Origin of the sequence: Streptomyces sp. SJL17-4 (assembly GCF_036826855.1) — a bacterium.
In the GTDB taxonomy this organism is placed as follows: Bacteria; Actinomycetota; Actinomycetes; order Streptomycetales; family Streptomycetaceae; genus Streptomyces.
In genome coordinates this window covers 7,122,317-7,142,658 of sequence record NZ_CP104578.1, presented here as the reverse complement: position 1 = coordinate 7,142,658, position 20,342 = coordinate 7,122,317, and the positions used below count along the sequence as shown (strand labels likewise).

General features: G+C 70.5%; 13 protein-coding genes. 3 read left to right on the top strand and 10 right to left on the bottom strand.

Going from position 1 to position 20,342, the window contains the following annotated elements; all coding sequences use genetic code 11:
- Positions 1-32 precede the first annotated feature (32 nt).
- The 3 genes from N5875_RS32190 to N5875_RS32180 all read right to left on the bottom strand — a co-directional run bounded on the left by N5875_RS32190 (position 33) and on the right by N5875_RS32180 (position 2,644).
- Positions 33-1,124, bottom strand: a complete 1,092-nt coding sequence (locus N5875_RS32190; RefSeq protein ID WP_318206727.1) for a phosphotransferase family protein — start codon at positions 1,122-1,124, stop codon at positions 33-35.
- A gap of 10 nt (positions 1,125-1,134) precedes the next feature.
- Entirely contained in the window at positions 1,135-2,271 is a 1,137-nt protein-coding gene (locus tag N5875_RS32185) for a hypothetical protein (RefSeq protein ID WP_338497715.1), read from the bottom strand.
- A 238-nt stretch (positions 2,272-2,509) separates the two neighbouring features.
- Positions 2,510-2,644 carry a hypothetical protein gene (locus tag N5875_RS32180; RefSeq protein ID WP_338497714.1) on the bottom strand — a complete coding sequence of 45 codons (135 nt, stop codon included), beginning with the start codon at positions 2,642-2,644 and terminating at the stop codon, positions 2,510-2,512.
- Here N5875_RS32180 and N5875_RS32175 point away from each other — a divergent pair.
- The gene (locus N5875_RS32175; RefSeq protein ID WP_338497713.1) at positions 2,637-2,828 is read left to right on the top strand and encodes a hypothetical protein; all 192 of its coding nucleotides are present in this window, start codon (positions 2,637-2,639) and stop codon (positions 2,826-2,828) included. The two genes, N5875_RS32180 and N5875_RS32175, sit on opposite strands and share 8 nt — an antisense overlap.
- A 189-nt stretch (positions 2,829-3,017) precedes the next feature.
- Here the strand turns inward: N5875_RS32175 and N5875_RS32170 are convergent, their stop codons facing one another.
- From N5875_RS32170 to N5875_RS32140, 7 genes are all read right to left on the bottom strand, one after another.
- The gene (locus N5875_RS32170; RefSeq protein WP_318206730.1) at positions 3,018-3,581 is read right to left on the bottom strand and encodes a dihydrofolate reductase family protein; all 564 of its coding nucleotides are present in this window, start codon (positions 3,579-3,581) and stop codon (positions 3,018-3,020) included.
- A gap of 67 nt (positions 3,582-3,648) precedes the next feature.
- Positions 3,649-4,824, bottom strand: a complete 1,176-nt coding sequence (locus N5875_RS32165) for an acyl-CoA dehydrogenase family protein (protein WP_338497711.1) — start codon at positions 4,822-4,824, stop codon at positions 3,649-3,651.
- Between the two features lie 109 nt (positions 4,825-4,933).
- A complete protein-coding gene (locus N5875_RS32160) occupies positions 4,934-5,083 on the bottom strand; it encodes an SCO1431 family membrane protein (protein WP_338497708.1) in 150 nt (49 codons plus the stop codon).
- Between the two features lie 195 nt (positions 5,084-5,278).
- Entirely contained in the window at positions 5,279-6,061 is a 783-nt protein-coding gene (locus N5875_RS32155; RefSeq protein WP_338497706.1) for an SAM-dependent methyltransferase, read from the bottom strand.
- Between the two features lie 307 nt (positions 6,062-6,368).
- Entirely contained in the window at positions 6,369-6,779 is a 411-nt protein-coding gene (locus N5875_RS32150; RefSeq protein ID WP_318206734.1) for a hypothetical protein, read from the bottom strand.
- The gene (locus N5875_RS32145) at positions 6,776-15,601 is read right to left on the bottom strand and encodes a SpvB/TcaC N-terminal domain-containing protein (protein ID WP_338497704.1); all 8,826 of its coding nucleotides are present in this window, start codon (positions 15,599-15,601) and stop codon (positions 6,776-6,778) included. Before N5875_RS32145 ends, N5875_RS32150 begins: the two co-directional genes overlap by 4 nt.
- A 223-nt stretch (positions 15,602-15,824) precedes the next feature.
- Complete coding sequence (locus N5875_RS32140; protein WP_338497703.1) at positions 15,825-17,237, bottom strand: peptidase C39 family protein; 1,413 nt, start codon at positions 17,235-17,237, stop codon at positions 15,825-15,827.
- Positions 17,238-17,453: 216 nt separating this feature from the next.
- Between N5875_RS32140 and N5875_RS32135 the strand changes: the two genes are divergently transcribed.
- Positions 17,454-18,083, top strand: a complete 630-nt coding sequence (locus N5875_RS32135; protein ID WP_338497701.1) for a hypothetical protein — start codon at positions 17,454-17,456, stop codon at positions 18,081-18,083.
- A gap of 320 nt (positions 18,084-18,403) precedes the next feature.
- Positions 18,404-20,329 carry an AAA family ATPase gene (locus N5875_RS32130; protein WP_318206738.1) on the top strand — a complete coding sequence of 642 codons (1,926 nt, stop codon included), beginning with the start codon at positions 18,404-18,406 and terminating at the stop codon, positions 20,327-20,329.
- The last annotated feature ends 13 nt before the right edge of the window (positions 20,330-20,342 follow it).

The window sequence follows — 20,342 nt, the reverse complement described above, 5'->3', positions numbered from 1 at the left end:
ACTGTCCGGACGGGGCCCGCGGGCCCCTCCGCTCACCAGTAGCTTCCCCGCACCATCGCCGCCAGGGTGGCGTGGTGCAGGATCAGGCCGTCGGGGTCCGCGGGTATCTCGACCTCGCCGAAGTGCGCCTGTCGGTACGCGATCCTGAGCATCACGATCGCGTGCCGCAGTGCCGCGTAGAGGGTGTGGAACTCCATGTCGCGCGGGGTGTGTCCGGTCAGCTCCGCGTAGCGCCGCTCGACCGCGTCTCGCCGCAGGAAACCGGGCAGCCCGGGCTGGCCGAAGCCGACGGTCAGGTCCTGGAAGAAGCGGTGCAGGTAGACCGTCCAGCCGAGGTCGACCTCGCGCGGGACGCAGGCCGCCATCTCCCAGTCGAGGACGGCGGCGGGGGTGAATCCGTCGTAGACGATGTTCCCGATGCGCGCGTCTCCCCAGCCGAGGACGGCCGGGCCCTCGTCGGCCGGCCAGTGCGCCTCCAGCCAGTCGAAGGCCGACTCGATGAGCGGCGAGGGCGCGAGCCCGTCCACCACCCAGGCGTAGTACGCGCGTTGGGCGTCGACATGACGGCGCAGTGGCGTCCCCGGCCCGTCCGGCAGCAGGAACTCCGCCTCCTTCGCGGGGAACTGGTCGTGCAGCCGGGCGAGAACGGAGACGGACTCGGCCTCCAGCAGGGCGCGTTCGTCGTCGGTGGCGGCGTGCAGCCAGTTCCCCTCGTACGTGTAGGGCATGACGTCCGGCGGGACACGGCCCTCGGCTCGGGCCATCACGAAGAAGGGCGCGCCGAGCGGCTCGGGGTCCTCTTCGAGCCACAGCACACGCGGTACGGGGATGTCGGTGTGCTCGCCGACCAGGCGCATGACCCGGTGCTGGCGGGCCATGTCATAGACGGGGAAGACGGTGTACGCCGCGGGGTCGGCGGCCAGTCGCAGGGCGCAGCCGCGTACCGGTGCGTCCGGGTGGTCCAGGTCGAAGAGCAGGGTCTCGCTGGACATGCCGTTGGAGCCGGGCACGGCGAGCCCGGTGACCCGGGCGCCGGGCAGCTGCCGGTCCAGCCAGGCGGTGAGCCGGCGCCCGAGTTCCTCGGGGTCGCGGGTGGTGGTGCGGGGGCGGGGTACGGAGGTCACGGAGGGCTCCTCAGCGGGCCGTTGACGTGTGGTCGGCGAAGCCGCTGGGGTCGTGGCGGCCGAACGAGCCGTGCTCGAAGATGCCGTAGCCGGTGTGACCGTCGAGGGTGAAGCGGGCGGCGTGGTCGGTGACGCCGTACGCCGCCATGGGGTGGGCGGCGGGATCCGTGAGGTCGTAGACGCGCCGGTCGGCCCAGCCGCGGCCCTGCCACGTGCCGTGCTGCCAGTCGGTGGCGGGCGGGTAGCCGGCGCCGACGGCGAGCGGGGAGGAGGCGAGGACGTCGACGCCGATCTCCAGGGGCTTGCCGGTCGGGTCCGTGAGGTGGACGGTGGCCCGTTCCGGGTGGCGGGTGCCCGGGTGGTACGTGATCTCGGTGCGGGGCCAGCCGAGTTGGGTGTCGCGGTGGCCGTTCCGTACGAGCAGGGCCTCGTTGAGGGTGCGGTAGCCGTCGGCGTCCTCCTGGGCGATGACCATGAGGAAGCGGTCCTCGAAGCGCATCGGTATCCAGAGCCAGTGGAAGCCCTCGGGGCGGAACTCGGCGCCGCGGCCCGGCTCCTCGCCGGGGATCGGGCGGACTCCCCAGCTGCGGTCGCGGGTGCCGGTCCACTCCCCCGGCGTGACCGCGAACTCCTCGCCACCGGCCCTGATCGTGCCCGAGCAGTGGCCCGCCTGGACGAAGCGACGGCCTTCGAGGGTGAGCCGGCCGCCGTGGCGCTGGGTGTGGTGGGGCTCCCAGACGGCGGGGAAGTCGCCGGTCCAGCTCAGGTCGTACGAGAGGCCCTCTGGCTCGTCCGGGTCGGCCGCGCAGCACAGGGAGAGCCGCTTGAGGGGCTCGTCCACGGTGATGGTGAACGGGCCGACGGAGAGGTTCATCCGGTCGTCGCCGAGCGCGTCGGAGGCCCGGACGGCGTGCAGCCGGTCACCGACGCGGAGGGTGGCGTAGGCGTCGACGACCCCGGTGTTCGGGTAGACCCCGAGACCGGCGATGAGCAGGGCGCGGCCGGTGTGGTCGAAGACGTGGAAGATGCACCGGTCGTAGGCGTTGCGGTCGCCGCTGACGTGGTGCTTCATCGAGAGCGGGGCCTGGTGCACGGGGTATTCGTCGAGTGCGACGGGCCGGTCGTCGACGTGCCGGTGCACGGACATGGCTGACCTCCTGGTCGGCGAGCGCGTGTCTTCCGCGAGAGGAACCTGACGGTACGTCAGGTGCGCGCCGGGGGGCCAGAGTCGTGCACCGGGTACCGGACGAACTGCCGCTCGAATCCGCTCGGCGGTGACCACGGCCGCCGGGGCGCGTTGGTCCGGGCATGACCACGCTGTACACCACGCCCAGCGGAATCGGTCGGCACCGGCAGGCCGAGCCGCGCATTGAAGAATCGGTTCCTCACCCGATGTCGACGCCGATGTCGACGCCGGCGCCGATGCCCGCGCCGACACCTGCGCCGTCGGCCACGCCGACGGCCACGCCGGTGCATCCACAGGCGCCGGTCCCCGTCCCCGTACCGGCGCAGGTGCCCACCCCGGCCCACCTCCCCGCCGACCCGCCCATCTACAAGGCCGTGCTCTCCCTCTGGGCGAGCCAGGGACGCACCCTCCCGGGCCACCGCGACCAGGAGTGGGCGCGGCTCGCCTCGGGTCCCGTCTGGGCGGACCGCACGGTACGCGTCAGCGGGACCCTGGTCCGACCGGGCGACGGGCGATGACCAGCCACCGTATGTGACGGCAGCCAGGCGGACGAACGGTGCGCGACCAGGTGGATCCGGCCTGCCCGGCGGGTGGATCCGGCGTGCCCGGCGCGTGACCCCGGCCGGCCCGGCGCGTGGATCCGGCATGCCCCAGATGGATCCGGCCTGCCCCGCGGATCCGGCCTGCCCCGCGTGGATCCGGCCTGCCTAGCGCGCCACGCGGTAGCGGAGGTGGACGACTCGGGGGCCGAACGTGCGGGTCTCGATGAGTTCGAGGTCCACCCGGCGCTCGTTCCGGGCGAAGAACGGAATGCCACCGCCGACCAGCACCGGGTAGACCATGACCTGGTATTCGTCGATCAGGCCCAGCTCGGCCGCCTCGGCGGCGAGCGTCGCACCGCCGATCGCGATGTCGCCCTCGCCCGGCTCGGCGCGCAAGCGCTCGATCTCCTCCGCCAACCCACCGGAGGCCAGGCGGGCATGCCCCTGCACCTCCGACAGCGTGCGGGAGAACACCACCTTCGGGAGCGGGTTCCAGAGCGCGGTCCACTCGCGCCCCGCGTCGTCGAGCGACGGATCCTGGTCGGCGGTCTCCCAGTACAGCATCGTCTCGTACAGCCGTCGCCCCAACAGGTGGACGCCGACGCCTCGGATCTCGTCGATCCAGAAACGGAAGGCCTCTGCGTCGGGAGCCCCCCAGTCGAAGCCGCCGTCCGGCCCGACGATGTAGCCGTCGAGCGAGACATTCATCGAGTACGTCACGCTGCGCATCAGAAGTCCTCCTCGGGAACGGGAGCCCCGCGCGGAGATCGTCGCGAAGGCGGGTCCGGCTGCCCTGCTACTTTCCCCCCTTCAGCAGCGCTCGGCTGATCACCACGCGCTGAATCTGATTCGTGCCCTCGACGATCTGGAGCATCTTCGCCTCCCGCATGTACCGCTCCACGGGGAAGTCCGCCGTGTACCCGTATCCGCCGAGCACCTGCACGGCGTCCGTCGTGATCCGCATGGCGGCGTCCGAGCAGAACAGCTTGGCCATCGCGGCGCGGCGGCCGAAGGGCCGCCCCTCGTCCCGGAGCCTCGCCGCCTCCAGGTAGAGCGCCCTGCCCGCCTCGATCCGGGTCGCCATGTCGGCGAGGAGGAAGCGGAGCCCCTGGAAGTCGGCGATCGGCCGGCCGAACTGGCGGCGCTCCACGGCGTACGCGACGGCCACGTCCAGAGCCGCCTGGCTGAGCCCGACCGCGCAGGCGGCGATGCCCAGCCGCCCCGAGTCCAGGGCGTCGAGCGCGATGGCGAAGCCCTGCCCCTCCGCGCCGAGGCGCCGCGCGTCGGGGACCCGTACCCCGTCGAAGTGGAGCTGTGCGGTGGGCGAGCCCTTCATGCCCATCTTGCGTTCGGGCGGAGCGGCGCTCAGTCCCGGCGCGTCCCCCGGCACCAGGAAGGCGGTGATTCCTCGCGGCCCGTCCTCACCGGTCCGGGCCATGACCGTGCAGAAGTCCGCGATCCCGCCGTGGGTGATCCACGCTTTGGTGCCGTCGATCACCCAGTCGCCGCCGCCTCCGTCCCGGACGGCCCGGGTGCGGAGCGCCGCGGCGTCCGATCCGGCGGAGGGTTCGGAGAGGCAGTACGCGCCGAGGAGTCCGCCGCCCAGCATCGAGGGCAGGTGGGCGGCACGCTGCTCGTCGGTGCCGTAGCGGGCGAGGGCGTGGCAGGAGAGGCTGTGGACGCTGACGCCGAGTCCGACGGTGAGCCGGGCCGCTGCGAGCTCTTCCAGGACCTGGAGGTACACCTCGTACGGCTGACCGCCCCCGCCGTGTTCGGGGTCGTAGGGCAGTCCGAGCAGCCCGGAGCGGGACAGCAGGGTGAAGAGCTCGCGGGGGAAGTGGCCGGCGTCCTCCTCTTCGGCGGCGCGCGGGGCGATCTCCCGCCGGGCGATGTCCCGCGTCAGGGCGAGCAGCTCGCGGGCCTCGTCGGTGGGCAGCCGGCGTTCGACGCCGTCCGGGGTGCTGTCGGCCATGGCCGGGCGCTCCTCCCTGCCGGGCGCGGGCACGGGCACGGGCGTGCGGGGCGCGCGCGGGGTCGCGGGGAGTATGCCCGTTCCGTCCCGGCAGATCACACGGCCGTCCTCACATGAGGCCCGCCCGGGTGACGAAGACAGCGAGCACGACGACCAGCGTCCAGCCGAGCACGTGCTCCAGGATCTTGGGCCCGTCGCCGTCCTTCGGACCGCCCGTGCGGGCGCGGGAGAGGAAGCGGGCGTAGGTGGCTGCGGTCATGGCCACCACAGTGCGGCACGGGGGTGGCCCCTTGGTAGAGACGGGGGTCACGTCCCCCGGGGCCGCCCGGCCCGGTCGGACGGTGCCGGCGGCCGCGTGGGCCTTGCGCCGAACGGGCAACGGCCGGTCCGGGACGGAGAGGGGACGACCCCCGCTGTGCCGGAGACCACTCGGGGGCGCAGGGGTTCACCACCGCTACTTGCGGCCGACGCCCGCGTACATCGCGACATCGGCGGAGGGCGTCTCCGGCCGCCAGGCGGAGCAGGACACCACGCCGGGCGGCAGCAGTTCCAGGCCGTCGAAGTAGCGCGCGACGGCGGTCGGGGTCCGCTGGGTGAGCCTCGGAGTGCCGTGCTCGTTCCAGAACGCCACGGCAGCGTCGACATCCGGCATGTCGGGATGGGTGACCGTGTGGGACAGGACGAGGTGGCTGCCAGGGGCCAGCGCGTCCAGGAGCCGGCGGACGATCGCGTACGACTCCTCGTCGTCCTCGATGAAGATGACGACCCCGAGCAGCATCAGCGCGACAGGCTGCGAGAGGTCCAGCGTCTTCGAGGCGGCGGCCAGGACCGTGTCGACGTCCCGCAGATCGGCGTCCAGGTAGTCGGTGCAACCCTCGGGCGTCCCGACCAGCAGGGCACGGGCGTGCGCGAGGACGAGCGGGTCGTTGTCCACGTACACGACCCGCGCGTCGGGGGCGACGCGCTGGGCGACCTCGTGGGTGTTGTCGGCGCTCGGCAGTCCCGTCCCGATGTCCAGGAACTGCCGGATGCCCTCCTGTTCGGCCAGGTGGCGCACCGCCCGCCCGAGGAACAGCCGGTCCGCCTTCGCGTACTCCCCGATCCCGGGATGCAGGTCCCGGATCCGGTCGCCGGCCTCCCGGTCAACGGGGTAATTGTCCTTCCCGCCGGTCCAATAGTTCCAGATCCGGGCGGTGTGGGGCCGCGAGGTGTCGATGCGCGATGCTATGTCGGTCACTCCCGCAACGTAGCGCAGCGCTCCGTCAACTCCCGCGGGGAGATGACACATTGCACCCGCCGTTCACCTTGTTCACACCCTGGGCTCCCCACTCCCGCACGGCGAGAGCGGCGCCTTCCGCGCGAGCCCGGATCTTGGCGAGCACTGCTCACACCAGACCGAGCGACCGCAGCACCCGGAGCCGGCTCCCCGACGGCTTGCCGGCCCAGGAGAGACAGCAGACACCACCCGTACCGCTCCCCGTGCCTGCCTGTGTCCCGGTCTCATGCTGCAGTGGTGCGCCGGCCTGGGATCGGCACACGAACCCCTATTGGGTGACGTCGGAAACCGGGCCTTCGAGATCGAAGATCGGGATTCTTCGCTCATCACCCGAACTCGAAATCGACAACAGCCATTCCCCGTAAGGGAAGTCGCTGAAGATTTCCAGGACTCGCCCTTCGCGGGTCACCACGTACAAGTCCTGCCTGAATTTGACCCCTTGGATGCCAACGTCGACCACTTCATCACCCACGAGATCTTCAAGGCCGTGGAACAACGACCCTTCTCTCGCCAGACTCGGCGAAATGGTGATCTGGCCGCCTTCAGTCACCCGCCAGGCGGTATTGATGCGCAGCCGCCAACGATCCCCTTGAAGGCAAATTCCATCGGTATCTGCTTCGACTACGGTGACACCGAGCGGAAGAAACCGCCGGATCTCCTCCAGTACCGACTCCATCACGGCCCCAATTCGACATGTGTACGCTCGCGGACGTACTGCTTAGGATTGACACCGCGGGGCGGTTGGACGGGCTTTCCAGTGAATGGACTGACAGGTGCATCCGAGCTGTTCGTAAATGACGCCCGAAGGCCGGCATTTCCATTGGCAGAGGGCTGCATGATGCGCACCCTGCTACCATCCGGCAGCTCGTATCCGACACCTGCCGAACGAGTCGGGAACGTACTGAATCCAGGCTCTCCGGAGTTGACCGCGGACTGCAAACCGGATTCCAATCTTGATGCGCTGGTAGGTACGGCGGTTCCGTTCGAGGCCACAACGAAGTCGCAATTGTGCACCAGGACCGACGTTGTCCCCGCCAGCACATAGTACGTATGCAGGTCATCGACCGTGAGGTTGTGGACCCGCTCGTGCTGGGTCCAAGTGCGCACAGCGCTCACCTGGGTGTAGGCGCCACTGCCGGTCCGCAGCAGCGTCCCGGGGACGATCTCCTTGGCGTACAGCCACTTGCCGAGTACGGGCGCCCAGAACGGGTGATTGTCCGTCGCGACGACCTTGCCCGGATTTCCGCCGGGGTTGGTGACGGTGATCTCGACCAGGTTCTTCTCACCTTCACCGGTGATGAGCGCGGTGACCGTGCGGGGGCCGGTTTCTCCGGTCACCGGGTCGGTGGCGGTGACCTTGTCGCCGATGCGCACCTGGCCTATGGGCTTGTTGCTGCCGTCGGCCATCACGACCATGGTGTCCGGGGTGAAGCTGTTGCCGGTGCCGCAGCTCCCTGCCCCGTTGTCGGCAGCCTTGGGGGCGGATCCGCTGTCGGCCGGTTTGGGGGCGGGAGGGCTGTCCGCCGCCTTCGGTACGGGTGCGGTGTCGGCCGCTTTGGCCGTGGTTGCCGCATCGGCGGCGTTGTCGGCGTTCTTGGCGGACTGTGCGGCGTCGAGTGCCTTGTTGCCGTACTTGGCGGCGTTCGCCGCGTAGCCCGCGCCCGGGATGGCCGAGGCGGCGGAGAGGCCTGCGTTGACGTAGTCGCCTTCCGCGGCGTACCAGCCCGCGTTGGCCAGGTCGCCGACCTCGCCGACGACCGGGACCATGCCGACGACGTCGAGGGTGGTGTGGCCGATCGTCTTCCACGACGGCATCTTCGGCCACTTGCCGGTCGGGTCGGTGAGCTTGACCGGGTTGTTGTGGGTGTAGGTGTAGGCGGCGAGGTTGCGCGGCTCGGCGATGCCGCCCGCCATGCCCCTGTCGAGATAGTCGGGCAGCGCCGGGTCGGCGCTCGCCCAGAGCTGGGTCCGCGGGTTGTAGTAGCGGGCTCCGTAGTAGTAGAGCCCGGTCTCCGCGTCGAGTTCCTTGCCGGTGAACTGGTAGGGCGTGTCCGCCTGTCCGGTCCTCTCCTCCACCCAGGTCTCCCCGTACGGGAAGTACTCCAGGTGCTCGGTGACCTTGCCCTGCTGGTCGGTGACGTAGCCGGAGGAGCCGATGTGGTCGGCGTGGAAGAACTGCTGAGCGTCCTCGGCACCGGTGGTCGCGACGGTCTTGGTCGTCACGCGGCTGTCGCCGACGAAGACGTGCTTGTAGCCGGTGGTGTCCCGTTCGCTGTAGTAGCGGTTCGGGTACAGCGAGAGCCCGTCCTCGCTCCGCTTGACGAGGCGGTCGCCCTTGTCGTCGTAGACGTAGGAGACGGTGGCGCCGGCGCAGCCGCTCGGGTCCTGCGTGAGGGTGCCGGTCGCTGCGTCCTGGTTGCAGACGAGGCGGTTCTCCTCGTCCCACACGTACTGCCGGCGCTTGTCGGTGGCGGCTGTGTTGACCGTGCCTGTCAGGTTGCCGTTGGCGTCGTAGGCATGGCTGACCGGACCGACCTTGGTCGGGGCGTGCGGTGCGGCGCCGTCGTAGGCGTACGTGTAGGCGTAGGTCGTCCGGTCCTGGACGTCGCTCGGGTTGGACGGGTCCTCGACCGGTTCGATCGGTCCGGCTCCGCCGCCTCCGACCGGGAAGGCCGGGGTGCCGCCGGTGACCTCGTGGGTCTGCGACTTGCTCGTGGTGTTGTGGATCGAGTCGTAGCCCAGACTCAGCGTGTACGAGTTGACCGCGTTGTTCTTGTCCGTGTACCGGCCGGATGCGGAGGTGAGCCGGTACTGGTCGTCGTATCCGTAGGTCTGGCTGCTCGGACCGCCGATGTCCCCGCCCTGCGCCGCGTTGTTCGCCAGCGAGGTGATGTTGCCGATCTTGTCGTACGTGTAGCCCAGGTCCTGGAACGCGGTTCCGCCCGGCGCCACGGACTTCAGTGCTCCGAGTCGGCGGTCCTCGGTGTCGTAGGTGTAGGTGGTGCGGACCCCGTTGCCGGTCTGCTGGAGGATCTTCTGCCCGAATTTGTCGTAGTCGACCCGGTCCAGGTACGTGTAGCTGGTGCCGTTCTTGGATCCGGTGGCCCGGCCGACCTGGCCGCCCGAGTCGTAGTCGTAGGTCAGGACCTCGCCGTCGGGATAGGTCATCTGCAGCACGCGGTTGAAGGCGTCGTAGCGCCAGGCGGTGGTGTAGGTGCGCGGGGCGTCGCGGACCGCGGTGATCGTGCGGGTCTCCTTGATCACCTCGCCCAGCGCCCCGTAGGCGCGCTTCACCGTTCCCGCCGCGTCGCGGACCTCGGTGACGCGCGAGGCCGCGTTGTCCGGTGCGCCGGGGGCTCCGTACGCGTAGGAGACGTTGTTCTCCGGGAACGTCGGGTAGCGGACGGCCTTCAGCCGCGAGTACTCGTAGTCGTACTCGACGGCCTTGTCCGCTGCCCGCAGGTTCGCGGTGATCTTCGACGTGACGTTCCCGGCGAGGTCGTAGCGGGTCTCGGAGCGCCCGGCATCCGGGCTGTCGAACGAAATGCGGCGTCCCAGTGCGTCGTAGCCGGCGCGCGTGACGTTGTTCTTGTCGTCGGTGATCGTCGTGACCTGACCTGTGGGGTCGTACGCGTAGCTGGTCCAGATCTCCGAGGAGCCGTTGAACTCCTTCACCGAGGTGGTGGCACCCCGGACGTCGGTGTAGGTGCGGCGCTCCTTGCCGTTGCCGTCGGTCGCCGTCCGCTCGAAGCGGGTCGTGCCCGACCGGTCCTCGCCGAAGCCGTATCGCGTGCTGGTGGTGACGCCGTCCGGTTGCACGGTCCTGACCGAGCGGTCCAGGACGTCAAAGGTGTCCTTCGTGGGTGCCACGGAGTCGAAGGAGGCGTGGAACGTGGTGTTCGCGGCGCCCTTGTCCTCGGTCACCGGGTAGTACTTCTCCACGGCGCGGCCGAGGTGGTCGAACTTCAGCCGGCCGGAGACCGTCATCACCTGGGTGGGCGTGGCCCCGGGCGAGGCGGACACCGAGGCGTCCTTCTTGGTCTGCAGGACACGCTTGAGGCCGTCGGTGAAGGTGACGGTGTCGATGGTGTCGTCGCGTACGCCCGAGGCGGCACGGTCGAGGTGCTTGGTCGTGGCGTACGGGACGGTCGCCTCGGGGTGGTACCCGAAGGTGATCGTTGCCTGGTCGCCGTCCTTCTCGTAGGGCCCGATCACCTTGTCGAGTCGGCCGACGCTGTCGTAGGACATCCGGAGCGGCTGGTCGTTGTGGTCGGTGTTCCGCTCGGGCCGGCCGTATTTGAGGTTGTACGCCGTGGACGAGCGGTAGCCGAAGCTGTCCTCGATGGACTCGACGTGTACGCCGACGGTGGTGTCGTAGCCGTACTCCAGCTTGTAGCGCTGCCCTTGTGCGTTGGCCGGACCGGTCACCGATCTCAGGTTCCCGTCCGGGTGGTACGTCAGGTCGGAGACGGCCGGGGTGTCGTCGTCGAGGTACTCGCGTGTCTGGCGTACGGCGCCGGTGGCGCAGTCGACGGTGGATTCGCGGTGGCGCAGGAGTGTGCCGGTGGCCGCGGCCTTCTGCCATATCGCGTGGGCGATGCCGACGAGGTGCTGGTCGCGGCACTGCGCGTCGGAGCCGCTGTAGGCGAAGACGGTCTCCAGGTCGTCCGCGGTGCCCTCGTCACCCGCCTCGAAGGTGCGGATGACGTTGCCGTACTCGTCGTAGGAAAGGTCCGTGAAGGTGGACTTTCCTGCGGCGGCCGAGCCTTCGTAGTGCTTTTCCTCGACGCGGGTGAGCTGCGGGAAGACGGTGGCGGTCCGGCTCTTCGGGTCGGCTTCCTGGTCCGTGGAGGTGTCGAGCAGCCGGTAGGTGTTGAGTGTCTCGCGGTACGGGCGGCCGGCGCCGTCCTCGGTCAGCGTGCGCGTGAGCAGGCCGCGGCTCACGTATCCGTCGGTGCGGTACTCGTCGGTCACCGTGCGGCGAACGGCGTCGTCCGTACCGGGGTCGCGGTCCTCGGTCACGACGCGGCCGAAGCCGAGGAACTCGCGCTCCAGGCGGTCGTGGCGGCCCTGCTCGTAGCGGAAGGTGGTCAGACGCGTGTCGGCACCATCACCCGCGAGCCCGTCGAACACCGAGGTGCGGGACAGCACCCAGCGGCTCTCCTGCATGTCCCTGGTGTTGCCCGATCGGGTGTAGTCCAGGTCGATACGGGCGCCCATCGGCCGGCTGACGGAGCGCAGCAGGTTGGTGCGACCGGTCTTGTTGACCGCGACGAGGAGTTCGTCGTCCCGGGTGGACTTGACGTGGTCGGCGAGGCCGTCGCCGTTGACGTCCCGCAGGCTGGTTTCGGCCCGGCTGATGCCGGTGGACGCGTTGACGCCGGGGTTGAAGACGAAGACGCCGACGGGAGTGGGCAGGCCGACGGTGAAGTAGACGCCCCCGCCGAGACTGGCGTTCTTGTCGACGGCGATCTGGGGGAAGCTGCCGCGGAAGGGGGCGGGCGTGGTGAAGCCGGTGCCGGTGTTGACCGCGACCTTGATCGGGTTGGCCCCGTCGGTGAACACCCGGTCGGTGAGGCCGTCGCCGTTGACGTCCGTCATGCTCGCGTGGGTGAACGAGGTTCCCAGCTCGGCGGAGACCCCGCCCGCGAAGCCGTAGCGGTCGACGTTGAACCCGAGGTTGACGCCGACGTTCCGGGTGGACGCGTCGTTGATCGGCCCGGCCGACCAGGGTTCACGGGCGGCGAAGGAGTATCCGAGGTTCAACTGGACGTCGCCATTGCCGAACACCTTGTCCGGCAAGCCGTCCCCGTTGATGTCGATCAGGTCGACGCGGACGTCGGACTCGCCGCCGCCGAGGCTGCCGCCGATGCCGAGCGACGGTTGGACCGCGCCGGTGGTGGCGGTGTTGGCGCTGGTGCCCGCGTCGGGCGCGGCCATGCCCAGTGCGCTGGCGATGGTGGCGGTCTCGCTGCCCGCGGAGAGCGACACGTTGCCGGAGACGTTGTCCGCCTCGCGGACGTTGCCGCCGAGGGTGCCGCGCGTGGCGCCGAGCGCGCCGGTCATGTCGGAGAACTGGATCTCCTTGGCGCCCACGACGTCGGGGTAGCCGTCGCCGTTGAGGTCGATGTAGTCGACCGAACCCGCGGTGATCCCGCCGACCACGGTGCCGCCGAACGGGCCCGCCGCGAGGGTGGCCGACACCTGGCCGGTGACACCGCGGCGCATCACCGCCCGGTCGCCCGCCACGTCGGCGTCGGTGACGATGTCGATGGTGTCCGCGCCGAGGCGGGAACTCGTCGCCATCGCGGCGGTGACCCAGGAGGACTCGTCCTGAGCGGCCCAGCCGCCCTTGGCGGGAACGGGGGCGAACACCGCGAGCCGCGGCATGGTGAGCCGGGGCTTCGCGGCGAACACCGGGACGTCCGCTTCCTTGGGCTCCTTGGGAAGCGCGTCCTTGAAGCTCTGGTCCAGCGTGAGTTCGGCCTGCTTGAGCGGTTGGGTGGCGCGGTCGCGGTTGCCCTGGTAGCCGATCACACCCCAGCCGCGGTAGGGCTGGGCGAAGGCGCCCTGCCCGACGGAACCGTGCATGGCGCTGGGCGCCGGGGTGAAGGTCGGCCAGCTGGAGGTCACGTCATAGGTGACCGACGCGGACTGCTCGACGAGCAGGCCGAGCAGTCCGGTATCCGTCGTGGAGTAGTCGATGTAGAGCTCGTCGCCGGCGGTGACCGGCACGGTCAGATCCAGGTTCGGGCCACCGAAGTAGGTGTCCTTGGCCTGGAAGATCCGTTTGCCGATCAGCTGCCCATCGCGCTTCTTCACCGTGAACGCGATCTTGGCGTCACCGAAGAGCCCGAAGTTGAGGGACACCTTCGGCCGCACCTTCAACTGGCCGGTCCTGGTCGCCTTGTAGGTCTGCTGCGGCGCGGTGAGGGTGTTCGCCGGGTACATGGTCATGTCGTACGGCGGAGTGATCACCAGCGTGGGATCGCCCGCGGCGTCGACGACCGACTCGACGCCCTGCGCGGTCGTGTAGTGCGCCTTCGGCGCCCAGCTCACCGCCGAGGCGTCGACCGGGGAGTCGGTCTTCAGCTTCCACGACATCTTCTCGAACATGCGGACCGGAATGCTCACGTCGATCGCGATGGTGCCGGTCGACGCGGCGGGCAGGACCTTGCGGAACACCTCCGCGCCGGGGTGGACGCCGTCGCCCTTCTCGATCACGACGGTCACGTCGTCAGAGGTCGCCTTGTTCTTGACCACGTCACCGGTCAGCCGCAACGTGCCGTTCACCGGCACGGTCACCAAGGACGGCCTGCCGCCGAAGGTGAAGTCGGCCGACGCGCGGAACACGGTGTTCGCCAACCCGTTGGCGTCCGTGCCGGCCGGCAGGTCGGTGTAGGTGATCGCCGGGTCCCAGGCGACGGTGTCGTAGTTGCCGTCCAGAATGGACTGGGTGCGGAAGTAGAGCGCGTCGCCCTTCTTCACCGGAATCGACGCCACATTGCCCGGGGTGAACTCGGTGTGGTCGTCGGGGCCGATCCGCTGCGCCCAGAGTTCGGTGTCCTTGTGCTGGATGGTGACCCGCACGCCGTCGGCCTTGGTGTAGGCCGCCCGCGCCGGGGAGGGATCCTGGGTCAGCTGCACGCGGCCGTCCACGCGGACGTTGCCGTCGAACGGCGCGACCCAGCGGCGCACCGTGTCGAGGAGAGGCGAGTTGTCCACCTGCTGGTTGAACTGCGCGGTCTGGTCGCCGACGATCTCGCCGGTCACCGCGCCGCCCCCGATCGGCACCGGGGTGCGGGTGGAGTCCGCGCTGTAGGCGGGTTGGCCATTCGCGTCGAGGTAGCCGAACAGCACGCCGCCGTTGTTCACCAGGTCGGCTATGCCGTCGCCGTTGACGTCGCTGAAGAACCGGTCCGAGGTGGTCGTGGTGCCCACGAAGTCCAGCTGGGCGGAGGTGGTGAGGACGTACGACTCGACGCCGATGGTGCCGGACAGCGTGCGCTCCGTCGAGATTCCCGGGAGGCCGGTGAGCTTGATCGGCGTGTCGCCGAACTTCGGCTCACCACCTGGTGTGGCCAGATTGGGCCGGTAGAACACGTCCTTGTTCTTGCGGAACACCTTGTCCGGCAGGTTGTCGCCGTTCACATCGGTCAGCGTCGACAGGCCATCGGACTGGCCCGCGCTGAACCCGACCTTCAACCCGACGGCACCCTCCTTGGTCGTCAGCCCCTGCACGTTGTAGCCCGCGAACAGGTGCGCGCCGAAGCCGGCCGACGTGTTCGCCGAGATCGCGCTGGCCTCGCCTTCGCGGATGTTCACGCCGAGATCGTCATCCGGCACCGACCAACCCGCCGCGTCGGCGAAGGCGTTGTAGTTGCCCGACTGGTCGCGCACATCGTCGAAGTAGTCGAACGTGTGGGTGTTGAAAAGCTGGTTGCTCTCGCTGAACTGCGACACCGAGGTGAGCAGCGTCTTGGCGAACGCGCCGGTCCGGTAGTTCAGCTCGTAGGCGCGGATCAGCTGGTCGTCCAGCTTGACCTCGACGCGCCGCAGCAGGTCGGCGGTGACCTTCTTGAACCCGTACGTGGCGTCGATCCGCACGTCCGCCCGGCGGGGCTCGCCACGCTCACGGTCCCGGATGAACGTCACCGAGTACCTGCCGTCGGTGTCGCCGCGGCCGGTATAGGTGATCTTCTGCGGGTACAGGTCGCTGCCCGGAACCGCGGAGCCCGCCGTGCCGCCGTCAGCCACCTTGGCGTACCGGTAGCGCAGGACGTTGTCGTTGCCGTCGCGGATCTCCCGCGCCGCCCAGGTCGCGACCCGCCCCTTGCCGTCGGCCAGCGTGCTGTCGTCCGTGCCGCCGAAGAGCGTCCGGACACCCTGCTTGTCGGTGACCTCCCACCAGTAGTTCGTGGGGCTGTCGCCGTGGCGCACGATCCGGTCGAACGAGCCCTCCACCCGGGAGTGGAACACCTTCTCCGCAGTGCGCGCCTGTAACGCGCTCCGGTGCGCCACCGGGGTCAGCTGCTCACCGTTGAGCAGGTAGGTCTCGGTCTCCAGTCCGGCGTCGTAGCGCGGCACACCCCACCGTGTGTCGACCGTGACCATCGGGGTGGCGAGGTCCCACCCGACGCCGAGCCACCCGTTCGTCCCCGAGGAGTTGTAGGTGACGGCCAGATTCGGCTCCAGGCCCGCGCGGCCCTTCGGCACCTCCAGCGGGTACGACAACCGCGCGTCGCCGCTGCTGTTCGCCGAGGGCGCCTCGACCAGGTTCACCCCGGAGCCGGGGTCGGCCGCCTTGATGTCCTTGATCTGGTTCGGGTTGAACGACGTGCCCTCCGGCCCCTCCGGCCCGGTGACCGCCGACCCGGCGTCCGGCACCGTCGCGGCGGCACTGCGCAGCAGTTCGGGCGAGGTCAGCCCGGACATGGTGAGCACCATGGCCAGGATGATGATCACGCCCGGCCGGCCTCGGACCACGCGCTGGACAGTCATCAAAGAGCCCCCGTACCGCCGGTCGTCCCCCGGAGCACGAGTCATACGACGACCGCCGCCCCCTGTTACCGCCGAACGGTAGTTCGCGAGTCGGGTCGTTCGTACAGGCTTTCTGGACAAGCCCCGCCCGCGTGGTCACGATCCGGCAACGGGCGTTCTGACCGGTGCGAGGGGGCCCTACGGCGCCGTCAGGTCGTCGAGACGACCATCGGGCCGCACATGCTCACAGCAGGCCGAGCGCCTGCAGTGCGCGGTGCTGACGTGGTGCCGGCTTGACCGGCCAGAAGAGGTAGCAGACACCGCCCGTACCGCCTCTGACCTTGCCGTTTGCGTCGTAGCGCTTCGTACGGAGCCAGATGTTCTCCCACTCGCGCCGCTGGTAGACCCGGCGGACGGCCTCGTTGCTCGGCGAGGCGGGGTCGTTCGCGATGACGTCGCCGGCCGCCGTGAAGCCGATGACGGTCATGAGGTGGCCGGAGGTGCCGTACCCGGCTCCGGTCAGCTCCTCCGGGCGGAAGGACTGGGACGTTATGGCCGGGATGCCGGCCCGGATCAGGGTCTCCAGTTCGGTGAGCGAGCGCAGCCGGGTGACCACGGCGTTCATGTCGGGGTACGTGGCCCCGTAGGCGGCGTTGAAGGGCCAGTTGCCGCAGCCCTCGTACTGGTGGTCGAAGGTGAAGCGGGCCGCGTGGCAGACCTGGGGGTCGGCGAAGGCCGGGTTCACCCAGGCCAGTTCCTCGGCCGACGGCCGGCGGCCCCAGTACTCGACGATCATCTGGGAGGAGGTCGGGCTGCACCAGGCCTCGCCGCCGTTGTCGTACTCGGGGTACTGGCCGACGTGGGTGTTCTGCGAGTAGCGCGGCACGGTCAGCTCGTGCGCGAGGCCCGGCACGGAGGCCGGGACCGTGAAGCGGTCCGGGATGTCCGAGGCCATCGCGCCGAGCCGCCAGACCGTGGGGGTGAGACCGCTGCCCGGGGCGCGGTACAGCGTCAGACGCAGCCGGTACGAGGTCAGCCGCAGCCCGCTCGTCGCGTCGTCGATCGCGAAGGTGTCGGTCCAGACGGTGCTCCGGCCGTCGGTCTGGTCGTCGACCGAGGTCCGCCGGATGTCGCCGTCGCCCGAGGCCCAGCGGCCCAGGACGTACCAGGGGGTGGCGGTCGCGTCGGTGTACGTGCCGGACAGCTCGACCTGGAGCCAGGTGCCGGGCGGGGTGTGGGCGTTCCAGGAGGCGATGACCTCGGTGGCGGGCACGGTCGGGGTGTGCACCGGCGAGGTCCAGCTCGCGTACTCCCAGGCGGAGGTCCGCCCGGTGTGCGGGTCGGTGTAATCGGTGCGTCCGGCGGGGGTGGCGAGGACGAGGCCAGGGCGGTGTCCGGCGACCGCCTTCGTACCGGCCGTACTGCCGCACCTCCAGTCGGTGTACGAGGACCAGAAGCGGTTGTCGACGAGGCCGGGCGCGGGAGCATGGCCCCGCCCGGCGCCCTCGGCGGAGACCGGGCCGGCGCCCTCGGCGGCGGGCGGGCCGTCGGCGGCGCGTTCGGGAACGGCGGCCACGGCGGGAGCGGCGGTGGCCGCCGTTCCGGCGGCCGCGAGGGCCGCTGCGAGAAGGGTTCTGCGCGGGGTGGAACTGGTCATGGACGGTGACCCCCAGTCGAGAACGGTGGGCGTACGGACCTCCGGGCGCCGTACGCCCATGGGCCGCGCGGACGCGCCCGCGCGCCCCACTATCGCGGCTTCCGCCACGCCTCCGCCAGCACTTCGCCTCGCGTCGCCGCACCAATATTGGTCTCTACCACTGACGGCGTTACCTCCCTGACCTGCGACGGTCCCCCGCTCCCCTACCCTGGGCCCATGAACGACCTCGATCACGCGGCCCAAGCGCTGCTCCGGCTGCCGCCCTCCTGCGGACCGGTCCGGCTGGTCGCGGTCGACGGCCACGCGGGCTCCGGCAAGTCCACGCTCGCCGCCCGGCTCTCCACCGCGCTGGGCGGCGCCCCCGTCCTCCACCTCGACGACCTCGCCACACACGAGGAGCTCTTCGAGTGGACCGAGCGGCTGCGGGAGCAGGTCCTCGATCCCCTCGCGCGCGGCGAGAGCGCGTCGTACCGCCCGTACGACTGGAATCTCCGCCGCTTCGGCGAGGCGCGCGAGCTCCCGTCGGCCCCGGTCGTCCTCGTCGAGGGCGTCGGCGCGGGCCGGGCGGTGGTGCGGCCGTTCCTGGCGTGGCTGTTGTGGATGGAGCGTGGCCCCGAGGAGTCCTGGGCGCGGGGCCGACACCGGGACGGTCCGGACCAGGCCGCTTTCTGGGACGGCTGGACCGTGGCGGAGACTCGCCATTTCGCCGGGGACCCCTCCCGGCCCTTCGCCGACACCCTGGTACGCGAGTGCCACGAGGGGTACGACTGGCTCCCAGGGCCGGGTGTGACAGCGGGCGCGGACCAGATCATCACGTACCGTGACGGCTTCATGTCCGCGAACTGAGGGGCCGAAAGTCCGCTTCCGCAAGTGCCTCAACTCCGCTTGACCCAAGGGGCGTACAGGTCTTACGTTCTGAATGTGCGGCTTTTCGGAGCCGCCGCGGACGCGAAGCCCCCGGTTGTTCCCCCGTGATCGGGGGCTTCGTTCCGCCCCTGAGGGCCCCCTGGCGGCCCCCTTCGGGCCCCTTCACGAGCCCTGATGCTCACCCAGGGTCACCGCTTCCGGATCATGCGCTTCTCCTTAAGCGCGCACCCCCTGCGCAGGTACGATGCCCCCAGGTGCGGTCAAATCCCGTCCATGCGAAGACGGTTGTGGGGGACCCGATGGACATCGGCACGCAGGGCGCGCAGGCCCCGGCCGAGCTCGCCTGGCTGCGCGGAATCGACGCCTACACGATGGGCGCGTATCCGCAGGCGGAGGACGAGTTCCGGACGGCGGTAAGGATCGACCCCGGGATGGCGGACGCCTGGCTCGGGCTGCACGCGCTCCGGGTCGACACCACGACCGCGCTGCTGCGCATGTACCGCAACCGCGACCGCTTCGGCGAGCAGCGGACCCGGTACCGGCGCACCCTGAACTCCTGGTACTGGCTGGGCTGGTGGGTGCAGCCGGTCCTGGAGAGCCCGCGCGACCTGCTGCTCGCGCACGCCTCCCACTGGCTCGACGGACGCCATGTGCCGGAGCTCGACCGGGCCCTCGCGGGACTCCCCCCGGTCGACACCGACCCGCAGGTGCGCTTTCTGCACGCCTGCCGCGCCTACCTCGTCAAGGACTGGGACCAGCTGGTCCGGCACACCGAGACCCTCGTCGACGACCCGCTGCTCGGCATCGAGGCCGGGCTCTTCGGCGGCATGGCCCGGGTGCGCCTGGAGATGTACGGGCAGGCCGAACCGCTGCTGTCGGCCTCACTCATGCGCTGCCGCAGCGAGCAGCCGCAGCGCAAGGAGCTGCGCTACTGGCTGGCCCGCGCCCACGAGGGCACCGGGCGCAGCGCGGCCGCCCTGCCGCTCTACCGGGCCGTGCACCGGATCGACCCCACGTTCATGGACACGGCCGCCCGGCTCGCGGCGATCGCCGAGTACGACGGCTTCGAGGGGTACGACGGGGTCGACGACCCGGCCGGGCTCGCGTCGGTCGCCCTGGGCACCGTCGGCGGTGGTCTCGGCCAGGACGCCGTGGACACCGTGCCGGGCGCCGAGCCCGACCCGGCGGCCGGCCCGCTGGGCGACGGAGTGCGGCTCGCACCCGATCCCGTACCGCCGGCGGCACCGGTCACGCCGCCGGAGACCGTACGCCAGAAGGCGCCGCTGCCGTCCCAGCCGGCGCCGCCGCGCTTCCCGGCGGGCCCCACCGATCCGGTGCTGCTCGCGGAGGCGCTCGCCGAACTGGAGGGCATGGTCGGCCTGGAACCGGTGAAGCGGCAGGTCAAGGCGTTGTCGGCGCAGCTGGAGATGGCGCGGCTCCGCGCCGGTCAGGGCCTTCCGGTCCAGCCGCCCAAACGCCACTTCGTCTTCTCGGGTCCCTCGGGCACCGGGAAGACCACCGTCGCGCGGATCCTCGGCCGGGTCTTCTACGCCCTCGGGCTGCTCGGCGGCGACCATCTCGTGGAGGCCCAACGGGCCGACCTCGTGGGCGAGTTCCTCGGGCAGACCGCGGTCAAGGCCAACGAGCTGATCGACTCGGCCGTCGGCGGGGTGCTCTTCGTGGACGAGGCGTACGCGCTCTCCAACACCGGCTACAGCAAGGGCGACGCCTACGGGGACGAGGCCCTCCAGGTGCTCCTCAAGCGGGCCGAGGACAACCGCGACCACCTCGTGGTCATCCTGGCCGGCTACCCGGAGGGCATGGACCGGCTGCTGAACACCAACCCCGGTCTCTCCTCCCGGTTCACCACCCGGGTCGACTTCCCCTCGTACCGGCCGCTGGAGCTGACCGCCATCGGCGAGGTCCTCGCGGCGGCCAACGGCGACGGCTGGGACGACGAGGCCCGCGAAGAGCTGCGCTCGATCAGCGGACACGTCGTCGAGCAGGGCTGGATCGACGAGCTGGGCAACGGCCGCTTCCTGCGCACCCTGTACGAGAAGTCCTGCGCGTACCGCGACCTGCGGCTCTCCGGCTACGCCGGCACCCCGACCCGCGACGATCTGGCGACCCTCCGGCTCGGCGACCTCATGCAGGCGTACGGCGAGGTCCTGTCGGGCCGCGGTCCGGTCGACCGCGGCCCTCAGCAGGAGCCCCCGGGGTACTAGCCGCGCACTGCGG